The 15,127-nt window shown below is 61.9% G+C and carries 17 protein-coding genes; 6 read left to right on the top strand and 11 right to left on the bottom strand.

From position 1 onward, the window contains the following. Positions 1-89: 89 nt before the first annotated feature. Together PRtIB026_RS09230 and argF are read right to left on the bottom strand one after the other, a co-directional pair. On the bottom strand, positions 90-1,199 hold the full coding sequence (locus PRtIB026_RS09230) for an ABC transporter ATP-binding protein (protein ID WP_267813769.1): 1,110 nt from the start codon (positions 1,197-1,199) through the stop codon (positions 90-92). After that, positions 1,196-2,116, bottom strand: coding sequence for an ornithine carbamoyltransferase (gene argF / locus PRtIB026_RS09235; RefSeq protein WP_050704023.1), 921 nt, complete (start codon positions 2,114-2,116; stop codon positions 1,196-1,198). The genes PRtIB026_RS09230 and argF overlap by 4 nt, the downstream gene beginning before the upstream one ends. A 364-nt stretch (positions 2,117-2,480) precedes the next feature. Between argF and PRtIB026_RS09240 the strand changes: the two genes are divergently transcribed. After that, complete coding sequence (locus PRtIB026_RS09240; protein ID WP_203647759.1) at positions 2,481-4,589, top strand: molybdopterin oxidoreductase family protein; 2,109 nt, start codon at positions 2,481-2,483, stop codon at positions 4,587-4,589. Between the two features lie 91 nt (positions 4,590-4,680). Beyond that, complete coding sequence (gene grxD, locus PRtIB026_RS09245; protein ID WP_103449407.1) at positions 4,681-5,016, top strand: Grx4 family monothiol glutaredoxin; 336 nt, start codon at positions 4,681-4,683, stop codon at positions 5,014-5,016. A gap of 309 nt (positions 5,017-5,325) precedes the next feature. On the opposite strand, the gene bfr is transcribed toward grxD, so the two are convergent. Then, positions 5,326-5,799, bottom strand: a complete 474-nt coding sequence (gene bfr / locus PRtIB026_RS09250; protein WP_203647758.1) for a bacterioferritin — start codon at positions 5,797-5,799, stop codon at positions 5,326-5,328. A 201-nt stretch (positions 5,800-6,000) separates the two neighbouring features. Further along, on the bottom strand, positions 6,001-6,222 hold the full coding sequence (locus PRtIB026_RS09255; protein WP_203647757.1) for a bacterioferritin-associated ferredoxin: 222 nt from the start codon (positions 6,220-6,222) through the stop codon (positions 6,001-6,003). A gap of 214 nt (positions 6,223-6,436) precedes the next feature. Between PRtIB026_RS09255 and PRtIB026_RS09260 the strand changes: the two genes are divergently transcribed. Beyond that, a complete protein-coding gene (locus PRtIB026_RS09260; protein ID WP_023629028.1) occupies positions 6,437-7,039 on the top strand; it encodes a peroxiredoxin in 603 nt (200 codons plus the stop codon). A gap of 213 nt (positions 7,040-7,252) precedes the next feature. Here PRtIB026_RS09260 and PRtIB026_RS09265 read toward each other — a convergent pair whose 3' ends face one another. Genes PRtIB026_RS09265 through pyrC form a run of 4 tightly spaced genes read right to left on the bottom strand, consistent with a single transcriptional unit; the run spans position 7,253 to position 10,211 of the window. After that, positions 7,253-8,098 (bottom strand): IS3 family transposase, encoded by an 846-nt coding sequence (locus tag PRtIB026_RS09265; protein WP_324256565.1) that lies wholly within the window; start codon positions 8,096-8,098, stop codon positions 7,253-7,255. Then, the gene (locus PRtIB026_RS09270; RefSeq protein ID WP_075043813.1) at positions 8,095-8,454 is read right to left on the bottom strand and encodes a transposase; all 360 of its coding nucleotides are present in this window, start codon (positions 8,452-8,454) and stop codon (positions 8,095-8,097) included. The genes PRtIB026_RS09265 and PRtIB026_RS09270 overlap by 4 nt, the downstream gene beginning before the upstream one ends. Before the next feature lie 39 nt (positions 8,455-8,493). Continuing rightward, positions 8,494-9,105: a ribonuclease T gene (rnt, locus tag PRtIB026_RS09275; protein ID WP_225933324.1), complete on the bottom strand. Its 612-nt coding sequence runs from the start codon at positions 9,103-9,105 to the stop codon at positions 8,494-8,496. 59 nt (positions 9,106-9,164) lie between these two features. Beyond that, complete coding sequence (gene pyrC, locus PRtIB026_RS09280) at positions 9,165-10,211, bottom strand: dihydroorotase (protein WP_203647756.1); 1,047 nt, start codon at positions 10,209-10,211, stop codon at positions 9,165-9,167. A gap of 130 nt (positions 10,212-10,341) precedes the next feature. Here pyrC and PRtIB026_RS09285 point away from each other — a divergent pair, with 130 nt between their 5' ends. Together PRtIB026_RS09285 and PRtIB026_RS09290 are read left to right on the top strand one after the other, a co-directional pair. After that, positions 10,342-11,319, top strand: coding sequence for a flagellar protein MotY (locus PRtIB026_RS09285; protein ID WP_203647755.1), 978 nt, complete (start codon positions 10,342-10,344; stop codon positions 11,317-11,319). A 128-nt stretch (positions 11,320-11,447) separates the two neighbouring features. Continuing rightward, a complete protein-coding gene (locus PRtIB026_RS09290; RefSeq protein ID WP_110738802.1) occupies positions 11,448-12,665 on the top strand; it encodes an argininosuccinate synthase in 1,218 nt (405 codons plus the stop codon). Positions 12,666-12,707: 42 nt separating this feature from the next. Here the strand turns inward: PRtIB026_RS09290 and PRtIB026_RS09295 are convergent, their stop codons facing one another. Next, the gene (locus PRtIB026_RS09295) at positions 12,708-13,163 is read right to left on the bottom strand and encodes a hypothetical protein (RefSeq protein WP_232855801.1); all 456 of its coding nucleotides are present in this window, start codon (positions 13,161-13,163) and stop codon (positions 12,708-12,710) included. Positions 13,164-13,530: 367 nt separating this feature from the next. Here PRtIB026_RS09295 and PRtIB026_RS09300 point away from each other — a divergent pair, with 367 nt between their 5' ends. After that, positions 13,531-14,157, top strand: a complete 627-nt coding sequence (locus PRtIB026_RS09300; RefSeq protein WP_028690074.1) for a response regulator transcription factor — start codon at positions 13,531-13,533, stop codon at positions 14,155-14,157. A 46-nt stretch (positions 14,158-14,203) separates the two neighbouring features. On the opposite strand, the gene PRtIB026_RS09305 is transcribed toward PRtIB026_RS09300, so the two are convergent. Both PRtIB026_RS09305 and nth read right to left on the bottom strand, forming a co-directional pair. Further along, a complete protein-coding gene (locus PRtIB026_RS09305) occupies positions 14,204-14,380 on the bottom strand; it encodes a PA3496 family putative envelope integrity protein (RefSeq protein WP_203647754.1) in 177 nt (58 codons plus the stop codon). Positions 14,381-14,484: 104 nt separating this feature from the next. Continuing rightward, the gene (nth, locus tag PRtIB026_RS09310) at positions 14,485-15,123 is read right to left on the bottom strand and encodes an endonuclease III (RefSeq protein WP_203647753.1); all 639 of its coding nucleotides are present in this window, start codon (positions 15,121-15,123) and stop codon (positions 14,485-14,487) included. Positions 15,124-15,127 lie beyond the last annotated feature (4 nt).

Here is a 15,127-nt window from a genome sequence, read left to right on the forward strand (position 1 = left end):
GATTGCGTTCGATCCGGCACAGTTGTAGCCAGATCTGGCGCAATCGCGGGACAAGCCCGCTCCTACAGAGTGATGTCAGGCCGCCTGCATCAATGCGTGGAACTCACGCGCCGTACGCCCTGCTCATGACTGGCCAGCTGCGCGGCGACGCTGCCGGGTACCGCGAACAGCACCAGGTGGTCCGCCGCTACCGCGATACCGACGTCCTGGCCGACCTGATGGTCGTTGTGGCTGGGGAAGATCGCCTCGAGCTGGCTGCCGGTGGGCAGTTGCAGGCGATACAGGGTCGAGGCGCCGAGGAAGCTCTTGCCGATGACCCGCGCCCGCAACGGGCTGTCGGGGGCATGCACGATGTCATCCGGACGCAGCAGCACATCCACCGAGCTGCCAGGAGCCATGGTGTAGGCACGGTTGCCGCGCAGCTCGCCGAGTTCGGTGGTTACCGACTCGTGGCTGCTCATCTGGCCGCGAATGAAGTAGCCCTGGCCGATGAAGCTTGCGACAAACGGGGTCTGCGGCTCGTGGTAGAGGTTGTAGGGGGTGTCCCACTGTTCCAGGCGACCCTCCTTGAACACGCCGACATGGTCGCTGACGGCAAAGGCTTCTTCCTGGTCGTGGGTGACCAGGATGGCGCTGGTGCCACGGCCCTTGAGAATGTCGCGGACCTCATGGCTCAGGCGCCGACGCAGTTCCACGTCGAGGTTGGAGAACGGCTCGTCAAGCAGCAGCAGCTGCGGCTCGGGCGCCAGCGCCCGGGCCAGGGCCACGCGCTGCTGCTGGCCGCCGGACAGCTCGTGCGGGTAGCGCCCGCCCAGGCCGCCGAGCTTGACCAGCTCGAGCATCTCGTCGACCACCGCCGCCTGGCGCGGGTGCTTGCCGATGCCGAAGGCGATGTTCTGTGCCACGGTGAGGTGGGGGAACAGGGCGTAGTCCTGGAACACCATGCCGATCCGGCGCTTTTCCGGGGCCAGGGTGAACCCGGCGCGGGAAATGACTTCGCCGGCCAGCTGGATCTCGCCGTCGTGCACCGGCTCGAAGCCGGCGATGGCGCGCAGCGTGGTGGTCTTGCCGCAACCGGAGGACCCCAGCAGGCAACCGATGTCGCCTGCGTTCAGGTGCAGGTTGAGGTTCTGGACGATGCGCTGTTCGCCATAGCCGCAGGCGAGGTTGCGCAGGTTGAGCAGTAGCTGTTGACTCATGCGTGGTGGTAAGCCGGTTCTACAAGGAATTCCAGAAGGGCCTTCTGCGCATGCAAGCGGTTTTCAGCTTCGTCCCAGGCGACCGAACGGGGGTCGTCGAGCAGGTCCTGGCTGATTTCCTCGCCACGGTGGGCGGGCAGGCAATGCATGAACAGGGCATCGGGTGCCGCCAGGTCGAGCAGTTCGCGGGTGACCTGGTAAGGCGCGAAATGCGCCAGGCGCCGTGCAGTTTCCTCTTCCTGGCCCATGGAAGTCCAGACATCCGTGGTCACCAGATGAGCGCCGCGCACGGCTTCCTTCGGATCACGGATGATCTGTACACGGTCACCGCCCAGCGCCAGGAAGCGCTGATCAGGCTCGTAGCCTTCAGGGCAAGTGATGCGCAGTTGGAAATCGAACTGCACGGCAGCTTCGATATAGGAGTTGCACATGTTGAAGCCGTCGCCGACCCAGGCCACGGTCTTGCCCTGGATCGCGCCACGGTGCTCGAAGAAGGTCTGCATGTCGGCCAGCAGTTGGCAGGGGTGCGACTCGTCGGACAGGCCGTTGATGACCGGCACCTTCGAGTTGGCGGCGAACTCGGTCAGGGTGCTGTGGGCGTGGGTGCGGATCATCACCGCGTCGACCATGCTCGAGAGCACGATGGCGCTGTCGGCGATCGGCTCGCCGCGGCCCAGCTGGGTGTCGCGCGGCGACAGGAAGATGGCCTGGCCGCCGAGCTGGATCATGCCGGCTTCGAAGGACACCCGGGTGCGGGTCGAGGACTTCTCGAAGATCATGCCCAGCACGCGGTTCTTCAGCGGCTCGAACAGCACGCCTCGTTTGCGCAGGTCCTTCAGCTCGATGCCTCGACGGATCACACCGAGCAATTCGTCAGCGGTGAAATCCATCAGGGAGAGAAAGTGCCTTGCGCTCATGATTGACTACCTTATCTGCAACGTTCTGCAGGTCGACCGTATGGGTTTTGTTGACAACGGGGGTGACCTGCGGCGTAAGCCGCACGGGGCGGACGGAATAGGGAAAGGCGCAATACTATAATTAAATGTCGCCTAAAACCAAGAGGGGAAACAGCGCCACTGTGTCAAAGGGTGTCGTAAGCCCTTGCCGGCTAGCTGTTTTTTATTTGCTACAGCGGTTGTACACGGCTCGGAGCGTATTTGGCAAACCCGTTGTCGCGAATCGCCCGCCTGATGTCGTCCGATTCACGCCGCGAACCTCGCTGGCGAGCCTCGGTCGGCAGGCGCATAGTCGAACCTCGACAATAACAAGGCAGAGGCGGCCATGACCAAGACCCTGCATCACCGAGCCTGTCACCTGTGCGAGGCCATCTGCGGCCTGAACATCGAAGTCACCCACGAAGCCGATGGCCCGGCGCGGATCAGCTCGATCAAGGGCGACCCGCAGGATCCGTTCAGCCGCGGCCATGTCTGCCCCAAGGCGGTCGCCCTGCAGGACATCCAGGAGGACCCCGACCGCCTGCGCCAGCCCCACCGGCGCATCGGTGACCAGTGGCTGCCAATCAGTTGGGACGAAGCCTTCGCCCTGGCCGCCGAGCGGCTGTGGGCGATCCAGCAGGCCCACGGGCGCAACGCGGTCGCCGTGTACCAGGGCAACCCCAGCGTGCACAACTATGGGCTGATGACCCATAGCAACTATTTCCTTGGCTTGCTCAAGACCCGCAATCGCTTCTCGGCGACCTCGGTGGACCAGTTGCCGCAGCACCTGACCAGCCACCTGATGTACGGCCATGGCCTGCTGCTGCCAATTCCGGACATCGACCATACGCAGTTCATGCTCATCCTCGGCGGCAATCCATTGGCCTCCAATGGCAGCATCATGACCGTCCCGGATGTGGAAAAGCGCCTCAAGGCACTCAAGGCCAGGGGCGGGCAACTGGTGGTGGTGGATCCGCGACGCAGCGAGACGGCTGCGCTGGCCGACCAGCACCTGTTCATTCGCCCCGGTGGCGACGCGGCGCTGCTGTGTGGCTTGCTGCATACGCTGTTCAGCGAGAACCTGGCCCGGGGCTCGCATCTGCCGGTTGCGGGCCTGGAGCAGGTGCGCGAAGCCATCCTGCCATTCGATGCGTCCGCCATGAGCGCGTTGTGCGGTATTCCGGCCGAGGCGATCCGCCAGCTGGCGCGGGATTTCGCCGCCGCCGACAAGGCGGTGTGCTATGGCCGGATGGGCGTATCGACCCAGGCCTTCGGTTCGCTGTGCCACTGGCTGGTGCAGTTGATCAACCTGGTCACCGGTAATCTCGACCGCGAGGGTGGCGCCCTGTGCACGGCGCCTGCGGTCGACCTGGTCGCCAGCACCTCCGGCGGGCATTTCGATCAATGGCGCAGCCGGGTCTCGGGCTTGCCCGAGTATGGCGGCGAGCTGCCGGTCTCGGCCCTGGCCGAAGAGATCCTCGAACCAGGCGAAGGGCAGGTGCGGGCGCTGGTGACCGTGGCAGGCAACCCGGTGCTGTCCACGCCTAACGGGCGACGCCTGGACGACGCCCTGGCCGGCCTCGACTTCATGCTCAGCATCGATCTGTACATCAACGAGACCACGCGCCATGCCGACCTGATCCTGCCGTCGACCTCGGCGCTGGAGAACGATCACTACGATTCCACCTTCAACCTGCTGGCGGTGCGCAACGTCACCCGCTTCAACCGGGCAATCCTGCCCAAGCCCGATGGCGCGCTGCACGACTGGGAGATCTTCGTGGGCCTGGCCAAGGCCTTTGCCGAGCGCGCGCAGGTCGAGCTCAAGGCCACCTTGCCGCCGGCACAGATGATCGACTTCGCCCTGCGCAAGGGGCCTTATGGCGACGGGACGCCCTGGAAGCTCTCGCTGGAGGCGCTAGACGCGTATCCCCATGGTCTCGACCTCGGGCCGCTATGTGCCAACCTGGCAACGCGCCTGCGCACGGCGAGCGGGCAGGTCGAGGCGGCACCGGCGGTGCTGCTCGAAGACCTGCGGCGCCTTGCCAGTGTGTCCGCGCCCACGGATGACCAGCTGTTGCTCATCGGCCGTCGCCATGTGCGCAGCAACAACTCGTGGATGCACAACTACCACCGCCTGGTCAAAGGCAAGCCGCGCCACCAGTTGCTGATGCACCCGGACGACTTGAGCCGGCGCCAGTTGCAGGACGGCCAGATGGTGCGGGTGCGCTCGCGCACAGGGGTGATCGAGGTGGCGGTACAGGCCAGCGAGGAGATGATGCCGGGCGTGGTCAGCCTGCCCCATGGCTACGGCCATGGGCGCCAGGGCGCGCGCTTGCAGGTGGCCGCTGTGCAGCCGGGGGCGAGTGCCAATGACCTGACTGACGAACACCTGCGCGATGGCGTTTCCGGCAATGCCGCCCTCAATGGAGTGCCGGTACAGGTCGAGGCCGCATGAAGCACGGCAAGGCCGAGCACGCTGCTCGGCTTTCCGATACAATGCGTCACCGTGCCGACGACCCTGTCGGAAAGTTCAGCCGAGGTGCTTCATGGATATCATCGATACAATCAAAGAGCAGATTGCCAACAACACCATTCTGCTTTACATGAAAGGTTCGCCGAATGCCCCACAGTGTGGCTTCTCGGCCAAGGCTTCGCAGGCCGTGATGGGTTGCGGCGAGAAGTTCGCCTACGTCGACATCCTGCAGAACCCGGAAATTCGCGCCAACCTGCCCAAGTACGCCAACTGGCCGACTTTCCCGCAACTGTGGGTGGCTGGTGAGCTGGTCGGCGGCAGCGACATCATGCTGGAAATGTTCGAGAAGGGTGAACTGCAGACCCTGATCAAGGACGCGGCCGCCAAGGCCAAGGCTTCCGAGGCCTGATTCAGGTCTACTCGCCTGCACGCAAAAAGCCCCGCATCAGCGGGGCTTTTTGTTGGGCTGTGTCGCAGAAAAATCGAGGTCTCGTCCTTTTAGGAGATCGCCCAGCCCTTTGGGGGCTGCGCTGTTGCGCAGGGAACTGTCCCCCTGTGGGAGCGGCCTTGTGCCGCGAAAGGGGTGCGAAGCGCCCCCAGATCTGCGCACCAAGCTGATATTGCCGGGGCCGCTATGCGGCCCTTTCGCGGCACAAGGCCGCTCCTACAGTGTTACGCGATCACCTGCTGGAGATGCTTTGTCTGACCGACGTAAAACTTATTCTTCGCCCATCTGCGACTGCAGGTAGTTCTCGAGAGTGACCTTGTCGATCAGGCCCAGCTGGGTTTCCAGCCAATCGATGTGCTCTTCCTGGTCTTCGAGGATGTCTTCGAGCACGTCGCGCGAGCCGAAGTCGCCAGCGGTTTCGCAGTGGGCAATGGCGGCCTTGAGGTCGGCATGGGCCTTTTTCTCAAGCTTCAGGTCGCAGTCGAGCATCTCCTTGGTGTGCTCGCCGATCATCAGCTTGCCCAGGTCCTGGACGTTGGGGATGCCTTCGAGGAAGAGGATGCGCTTGATCAGCTTGTCAGCGTCCTTCATCGCCTGGATGGACTCTTTGTACTCGAGCTTGCCGATCCTGTTCAGGCCCCAATCTTCATACATGCGCGCGTGCAGGAAGTACTGGTTGATTGCGACCAGCTCGTTTCCGAGGATCTTGTTGAGATGCTGGATGACGCTTACGTCGCCTTTCATGATGGGGTCTGCCCTGTAGATGTTGAGCCAATGAAAACAAGTCTGAGCCCCTCAACTATCTATGTCAAACCTAAGTTATTGAATAATAAGTGAAAATTAATCGGAATAAGAATGTTTGTGAACTGCGTTCGGGCGCTAACTTATTGAATTGCAGGCATAAAAAAACCGGACTCTGGGTCCGGTTCTTCGAATTCGGGGTAATTACGCCGCGTTGAATTCAGCGGGGTAGGGCAGGGCGGCCTGCTGGCTCAGTTGCAGCTCGGTGAGGGTTTCGCGCACCACCTGCTTGGCGAGGCAGGCGCACTTGCCGCACTGGCTGGCCACATTGGTGGCAGCTCGCACTTCCTTGTAGCTGCAGCATCCTTCGTAGATCGCATCGCGGATCTGTCCATCGGTGACACCGACACAGAGACACACATACATAAAGGCTGACCGTCGCGGGTTGAGTCGATGCGTTGGAGAGTAATGGTAATGAGAATGCTTGTCAAAACACTTTGTGTAAGGTGCGCGCCAGAGCGACCGGCGGTCGAGATTCGGCCTGTCACGCAAAGCTGTGTATGATGGTCGGCCTTTGCTGGATCCGGGGGAAGGTGTTCCGCCCGGGCAAGGTTTTTCACCCCTCATCAGGAGAGATCGAATGAGCGTACTCGTTGGCAAACAAGCCCCGGACTTCACCGTTCCAGCCGTGCTGGGCAACGGCGAGATCGTCGACAGCTTCAACCTGGCCTCGGCCATCAAGGGCAAGTACGGCCTGGTATTCTTCTACCCGCTGGACTTCACCTTCGTCTGCCCGTCCGAGCTGATCGCCCTGGACAACCGCATCCCTGACTTCCAGGCGCGCAACGTGGAAGTGATCGGCGTGTCGATCGACTCGCACTTCACCCACAACGCCTGGCGCAACACCCCGGTCAACAACGGCGGTATCGGTCAGGTCAAGTACACCCTGGCAGCCGACATGACCCACGAAATCTGCAAGGCCTACGACGTCGAGTCCGAAGGCGGCGTGGCCTTCCGTGGCGCCTTCCTGATCGACACCAACGGTGTCGTTCGTTCGCAGATCGTCAACGACCTGCCACTGGGCCGTAACATGGACGAGCTGCTGCGCCTGGTCGACGCCCTGCAGTTCCACGAAGAGCACGGCGAAGTCTGCCCGGCCAACTGGAAGAAAGGCGACAAGGGCATGAACGCTTCGCCGGAAGGCGTTGCTGCTTACCTGAGCGAGAACGCTGGCAAGCTGTAATTGCCATGCGCATAAAAAAACCGGCCCTGGTGGCCGGTTTTTTTATGCCCGCGGTTAGTGCGTTCGGCGCCCTGTAGGAGCGGCCTTGTGCCGCGAAAGGGCCGCGCAGCGGTCCCGCGATATCCGCCTCGGCACTGAGATCCTGGGGCTGCTGCGCAGCCCTTTCGCGGCGCAAGGTGAACTGGTCAAGTAATTTTGGACACCGGTTAAGGTTCATGCCGCTGCCTTGAGCTTTTCCTCCATGGCTACTGGCGTTTCATAGCCGTTGTAGCTGTGGAGGCGCTTGAGGTTGTAGCGCATCAGATAAGCCTGGATATCCACTCGTGCCTGCGCTTCGGTCTCGTAACCCTCTGCCGGCACCCATTCTGATTTCAATGCTCCGAAGAATCGCTCCATGGCAGCGTTATCCCAGCATTGGCCTCGATGGCTCATGCTCTGGTTCAAGTTGTACTCATCGAGCGCGGCTCTGAATTTATGGCTGGTGTACTGACAGCCCTGGTCTGAATGAAACATTACGCCCGCCGGCCTACCCCGCGATTCAGCGGCCATGCGCAGGGCGTTACAAGCTAAGTTGGCATCTGCAATCATCGAGAATGCCCAACCCACTACGCGACGGGCATAGAGGTCAATCACGGCGGCTAGGTACAGCCAGCGCCTGCCAACCTGGATATAGGTCACATCGCCACACCAAACCTCATTGATCGCCGAAACCTTGAAATTGCGCTTCAGCTGATTCTCGGCGATCAACGCTTCTGCCCCTGATGACCGATAGCGGTGCGGCCTGCGCTGTTTGCACTTCAGGCCAGCTTCACGCATTAGCGCACGCACCTTGTATCGTCCTATTTCATGGCCTTCGTGCCGCAATTCCTGCGCCAGGGTTCGCGAGCCAGAAGCACTTCGCGATGCGTTGAAGTGCTTGATTACCAGCAGGCGTAGCGCATCTCTTGCCGGGTTTTCACGTCCTTGCCGTTTGCGCCACGCATAGAAACTGCTGCGCTTAACCCCAAGCACGCGGCAGCAGTCGACAACAGGGTATTGCTCACTCAGCTCGTTGATCAGCGAGAACGATCTTTGGAGTCCCGAAGCAGGAGAGCACTGGCCTTTTTTAGGATTTCGATATCCCGATCCTTTTGCCGAACCAGCGCTTCGAGTTCTTCAATTCGTTGCTGCTCGGGTGTGATCGCTTTGGCTCCAGCCGGAACCTTACCGGCTCTCTCTTCACGCACCTGATCAACCCAGCGGCGAAGCGCGGTAGGGCCCAGCCCAAGGGCGGCACAGACCTCAGGAACTGACTGCCCACCGTCCAGCACCATTTCGGCAGCTTGGACTTTGTATTCTCTTGAATAAGATTTACGCACTGATTTTGCCTCCAATTGGGCGCCATCATAGCGCCCGATGAAGGTGTCCAAAATCATTAGGCCAGTTCAAGGCCGCTCCTACAGGGAACGGTCGGCTTAATCGTTGAAATCGCGCCAGCCGCCCATCTCTTTCCAGCGATTGACGATGCCGCAGAACAACTCGGCGGTCTTCTCGGTGTCGTAGCGCGCCGAATGCGCCTCACGCCCGTCGAAGTCGATGTCCGCGCTCTGGCAGGCCCGGGCCAGCACGGTCTGGCCGTAGGCGAGGCCGGCGAGGGTGGCGGTATCGAAGCTGGAGAACGGATGGAACGGGTTGCGCTTGATGTCGTTGCGCGCCACCGCGGCATTGAGGAAGCCCAGGTCGAAGCTGCTGTTATGCCCGACCAGGATCGCCCGCTTGCAGCCATTGGCCTTCAGCGCCTTGCGCACGCCGCGGAAGATATCGGTCAGCGCGCTTTCCTCGCTCACCGCCATGCGCAGCGGGTGGTCCAGCTTGATACCGGTGAACTCCAGCGCGGCCGCTTCGATATTGGCCCCTTCGAACGGTTCGACCCGGTGGAAGTAGGTGTGCTCGGGGAACAGGAAGCCCTTCTCGTCCATGCCGATGGTGACGGCGGCGATCTCCAGCAGCGCGTCGGTGGCGCTGTTGAAACCGCCGGTCTCGACATCCACCACCACGGGCAGGTAGCCACGGAAACGCTCGGCCATCGGGTGGCGCGAGCCGCTGCTGACCTGGCTGTCCTGGTCGTCTTCGTACAGATCTTCGCTCACGCGTTGTCCTCCAGCAGGCGCCAGCGCAACTTCTCACCGGCGCGCAAGGGGATCACGGTGTTGTCGCCGAACGGCAGGCTGTCCGGCGCGGTCCATTCCTCACGCACCAGGGTGATGGTGTCGGTGTTGCGCGCCAGGCCGTAGAAGTCCGGGCCGTGCTTGCTGGCGAAGCCTTCGAGCTTGTCCAGGGCGTTGCGCTGTTCGAACGCCTCGGCGTACATCTCGATGGCGGCATAAGCGGTGTAGCAGCCGGCGCAGCCGCAGGCGGCTTCCTTGGCATGCTTGGCGTGGGGCGCCGAGTCGGTGCCGAGGAAGAACTTCGGGTTGCCGCTGGTGGCGGCATCCAGCAGCGCCACCTGATGGGTGTTGCGCTTGAGGATCGGCAGGCAGTAGAAGTGCGGGCGGATACCGCCAACCAGCATGTGGTTGCGGTTGTACAGCAGGTGCTGGGCGGTGATGGTCGCACCGACGTTGGCCGGCGCTTCGCTGACGAACTGCGCGGCGTCGCTGGTGGTGATGTGTTCGAACACCACCTTCAGGGTCGGGAAGCGTTCGACCAGGCGGCGCATGTGCTCGTCGATGAAGCGTTTCTCGCGGTCGAACACGTCGATCTCGCTGCGCGTGACTTCACCGTGCACCAGCAAGGGCATGCCGGTTTCGGCCAGGGCCTCGATCGCCGGGAAGATATTGTCGATGCTGGTCACGCCCGAATCGGAGTTGGTGGTGGCGCCGGCCGGGTAGAGCTTGGCGGCGTACACGATCCCGCTGGCCTTGGCGGCCCGCACATCGTCGGCGCTGGTGCGGTCGGTGAGATAGAGCACCATCAGTGGCTCGAAGCGGCTGCCGGCGGGGCGTGCGGCAAGGATGCGCTCACGGTAGGCGGCGGCCTCGACGGCGTTGCGCACTGGCGGAACCAGGTTAGGCATGATGATGGCACGGGCGAAGGTGCGCGCCACGTCACCGACGGTGTGGGGCAGGACGGCACCATCGCGCAGATGGATGTGCCAGTCGTCGGGGCGCAGGAGGGTCAGGCGATCGGACATTGGAGATTCCAGGCGGGTCGAACTCAGAAGCCAATGCTACCGGAAAACCCCTGTTCGAGCACGGCTATCAAGTTTTCCGACGGGCGACCGATAGCGTTCAGGTAAGTCGTCGGAATTTGTGGAGCCGCCCGTGCGCCAGCGTTACCTAGCCCTGTTCACCCTCGTTGCCAGCCTGCCGGCCGGAGCAATGACCTTCCAGACCCGCGTGGAGAACGTCGCCTGGAAAGTCGAGGGTGACCAGTTCGAATGTCGCCTGATCCAGCCGATCGACGGTTTCGGCAGCGGTGAGTTCGTGCGCCGTGCCGGCGAGCAGCCGACCTTCCAGCTGCGTTCGGACAGCAATGTCCTGGGCGCTGGCTCCGCCACCCTGCTGGCCGCCGCCGCGCCCTGGCAGCCCGGGCGCGGCGACATCAACCTCGGTGCGGTGCACATGGCCCGTACCGGCGTGCTGTTCACCTCCAGCCAGGGGCAGGCCAGCCGCCTGATCAACGGTCTGCTCGATGGTCGCAGCACCGTGGTGCGCAACTACCGGGGCGAAGGTGGTCGGCCGATGGAAGTGCATGTGATGCCGGTCAGCTTCGCCAAGGCCTACAGCGACTACCAACTGTGCGCCGCCAAGCTGCTGCCGATGAACTACGACCAGATCCGCCAGACCCAGGTCGGCTTCCCCGGCGGCGGGATCGAGCTGGACAGCTCGGCGCGCGCCCGTCTGGATGTGCTGCTCGACTACCTGAAGGCCGATCCGACGGTCAACCACATCGAACTCAACGGCCACTCCGACAACAGCGGCAATCGCCTGACCAACCGCGACACCTCCCGCCGACGGGCCCTGGCGGTGGCCGACTACCTCAAGGCCCATGGCGTGCCGGAAGAGCAGATCAGCGTACGCTTCCACGGCGAACGCTATCCGTTGGCCAAGAACAACAGTACCGCCAACCGGGCGCGCAACCGTCGGGTGAACATCCAGCTCGAGCGTGTAACGCCGGTCGAGAAGCCGGTGGAGAAACCGGCAGCGCAGGTGCCCCCGTCGGCCCCGGCACCCGCCGCCACGCCTGCGCCAACGACGCCTGCAGCCGCTGCCACGCCGTCCACTCCAGCGAAATCCTGAGTGCGACAGCGGGTCGCGCTCTCGACAATTCCTGTCGCTTTGTCGTCACAAGCTGTCGCCCCATTGTAAATTTTTCAGCAACGCCGGTAGAATCATCCGCTTTCCGTACAACCCCGTGGAGTGATGGCATGGCGGACGTAAAAAAGGTCGTATTGGCGTATTCCGGCGGCCTTGATACTTCGGTGATTCTCAAGTGGCTGCAGGACACCTACAACTGTGAAGTGGTGACCTTCACCGCTGACCTCGGCCAGGGCGAGGAGGTCGAGCCGGCCCGCGCCAAGGCCCAGGCGATGGGCGTGAAAGAAATCTACATCGACGACCTGCGCGAAGAGTTCGTGCGTGATTTCGTCTTCCCGATGTTCCGCGCCAACACCGTCTACGAAGGCGAGTACCTGCTGGGTACTTCCATCGCCCGCCCGCTGATCGCCAAGCGCCTGATCGAGATCGCCAACGAAACCGGCGCCGACGCCATTTCCCACGGTGCCACCGGCAAGGGCAACGACCAGGTGCGCTTCGAACTGGGCGCCTATGCGCTCAAGCCAGGCGTCAAGGTCATCGCTCCATGGCGCGAGTGGGACCTGTTGTCCCGCGAGAAGCTGATGGACTACGCCGAGAAGCACGGCATCCCGATCGAGCGCCACGGCAAGAAGAAATCGCCGTACTCGATGGACGCCAACCTGCTGCACATCTCCTACGAAGGCGGTGTCCTGGAAGATACCTGGACCGAGCACGAGGAAGACATGTGGAAATGGAGCGTCTCGCCTGAGAACGCCCCCGACCAGGCTACCTACCTCGAGCTGACCTACCGCAACGGTGACATCGTCGCCATCGACGGCGTCGAGAAGACCCCGGCCACCGTGCTGGCCGACCTCAACCGCATCGGCGGCGCCAACGGCATCGGTCGCCTGGACATCGTCGAGAACCGCTACGTCGGCATGAAGTCGCGCGGCTGCTACGAGACCCCGGGCGGCACCATCATGCTCAAGGCCCACCGTGCCATCGAGTCGATCACCCTGGACCGCGAAGTCGCTCACCTGAAGGATGAGCTGATGCCCAAGTACGCCAGCCTGATCTACACCGGCTACTGGTGGAGCCCGGAGCGTCTGATGCTGCAGCAGATGATCGACGCCTCCCAGGTCAACGTGAACGGCGTCGTGCGCCTGAAGCTGTACAAGGGTAATGTCACGGTCGTTGGCCGCAAGTCGGACGACTCGCTGTTCGATGCCAATATCGCGACCTTCGAGGAAGACGGCGGCGCCTACAACCAGGCCGATGCCGCAGGCTTCATCAAGCTCAACGCACTGCGCATGCGCATCGCGGCCAACAAGGGCCGTTCGCTGCTGTAAGCCTTTGGCGTGCCCGAAAAACCCGGCCTCGGCCGGGTTTTTTCATGCCCGGGATTCAGGGGGAGGCGGGGCCTCGCCTTCCTGCATCGGCGATACCGACAGGTGGATGCAGGTTCGCGTATCGAGGTTGTACAGGATCCAGCGCCGCTGTTGGCCGTGGGGACGCTCGATCATCCGCTGCACATGGTTTTCGATGAGCTTTCGACTGTCGGCGCCGGAGATGGCGATGATCATCGCCCCTTTGTCCCGTGCGGCAGGTGGGCGAGGCGGCCTGTCCGCCCCCGTGGCGCGTCTGTCCGGGGCAAACAGCGAGCCGTTGTTGAAGTTGAGCGTAAGGAAGAACAGCACGGTAAGGAAGAACGGAAACCCCACCAGAAACCAGGTGTAGACAATCTGGCTGTCGTCGCTGAGAAACGGCAGCGAGGCCAGGGCGGACGCCTCGATCACACCGGCAAATACAGCGATAAGGGTCAACGGACTGATAGGGTCGCGATTCATGATGAGTGCCTGGCCATGCTTTGCCCATCAGTAGCTCGTTTTTCCGAATGCGATAAGCGTGGATCATTTCCCTGCCGGGTGATGCCACAGGCTACGGCAGCGCTTTTTATCCAGTCTGTACAGTCGAAATTTCCTGCATGAAGTGTCACCTGGCGGCACTTGGATCCAATTCTGCCGACTGTTACTTTTTGGGGGCGACGAACATGCATCTATTACATTTTGTTAATTAGCTGCTTGTAGGAAGAATCTCTATTAACAGTAGTCCACTTCTTTCGGTGAATTTGCCAGGGAAACCGCTGCATAAATAATCGTTATGCTCGGGTGTGGTGGTCTATCGAACTAAAAATAACGTATCAATGGGAATCGCATGAATAAAGTGCTGATCGTGGATGATCACCCGGTCATTCGCCTGGCCGTACGCATGCTGATGGAACGGCATGGCTACGAGGTAGTGGCGGAGAGCGACAATGGTGTGGATGCCTTGCAACTGACGCGGGAGTATCTGCCGGACATTGTCATTCTGGATATCGGGATCCCCAAACTGGATGGGCTTGAAGTGATTGCCCGGATGACCCTGGCAAGTCCCGGGACCAAGGTGCTGGTGCTGACCTCTCAGGCTCCGGGGCACTTCTCGATGCGCTGCATGCAGGCGGGGGCGGCGGGTTATGTGTGCAAGCAGCAGGAGCTGACCGAACTGCTCAGCGCGATCAAGGCCGTGCTGTCCGGCTACAGCTACTTCCCCAACCAGGCGCTGCACAAGGGACGCTCGGGCGTGAGCGGCGCCACGGAGATGGAGATGGTCGAGCGGCTTTCCGGGCGGGAGATGATGGTGTTGCAGCAGCTTGCCCGGGGCAAGAGCAACAAGGAGATCGCCGACAGCATGTTCCTCAGCAACAAGACGGTCAGTACCTACAAGACGCGCCTGCTGCTCAAGCTGAATGCCCGCTCGCTGGTGGACCTGATCGAGCTTGCCCAGCGTCATGGGCTGGCCTGAGCATCATTGAAAAAGCCTCCGTTCGGGAGGCTTTTGCGTGCCTGTTCTACAAGTCGTAGTCGAAGTCGGCCAGTTGCTTCTGCAGGCGTCGTTCCTCGAGCATGTTGTCGATGGTGCGGCGTTTGCTCAGGTTGGTCTTGGCCGGTTCGGCCTGCGGCTCCACATCGTCGTCCGCACTCTGGAAATCGTCGTCGATTACCAGCTCTTCTTTATCGGTGCTCATGCGTCACTCCAAGCCAAAGGGCCATTGGCCGTCCTTATAACGGGAATCGCAGAGCGGGTAAAAAAGATTTTTTCAATTGCCTCGCGCAGGTTTCAGCTATTGCCTCAATCGTCGGAGGTCTTGTGCTTGTATTCGCACAGGTCTTCGATCCGGCAACTGCCACAGCGCGGTTTTCGGGCCTGGCAGACGTAACGGCCATGCAGGATCAACCAGTGGTGGGAATCGAGCAGATAGTCCCTGGGGACGAACTTGAGCAGCTTCTTCTCCACCTCCAGCACGGTCTTGCCCGGTGCGATACCTGTGCGGTTGCTGACCCGGAAGATATGCGTGTCGACGGCCATGGTGAACTGGCGAAAGGCAGTGTTGAGCACCACGTTGGCGGTCTTGCGGCCGACGCCGGGCAGGGCTTCGAGGGCCTCGCGGGTCTGCGGGACTTCGCCGGCGTGCTGCTCGACCAGCAGGCGGCAGGTTTCGATGACGTTCTTGGCCTTGCTGTTGTACAGGCCGATGGTCTTGATGTACTCGCTCAGGCCGTCGACGCCCAGGGCGTGGATGGCTTGTGGGGTATTGGCGACCGGGAACAGGCGGGCGGTGGCCTTGTTGACGCCGACATCCGTCGACTGGGCCGAGAGAATCACGGCGATCAGCAGTTCGAAAGGGGTGGAGTAGGCCAGTTCGGTCTTGGGTTCGGGATTGTCTTCATGCAGCCTGCGAAAGATCTCCAGGCGTTTGGCGGCATTCATGGGG

It is taken from the genome of Pseudomonas sp. RtIB026 (assembly GCF_016861355.2).
Lineage (GTDB): Bacteria > Pseudomonadota > Gammaproteobacteria > Pseudomonadales > Pseudomonadaceae > Aquipseudomonas > Aquipseudomonas peradeniyensis.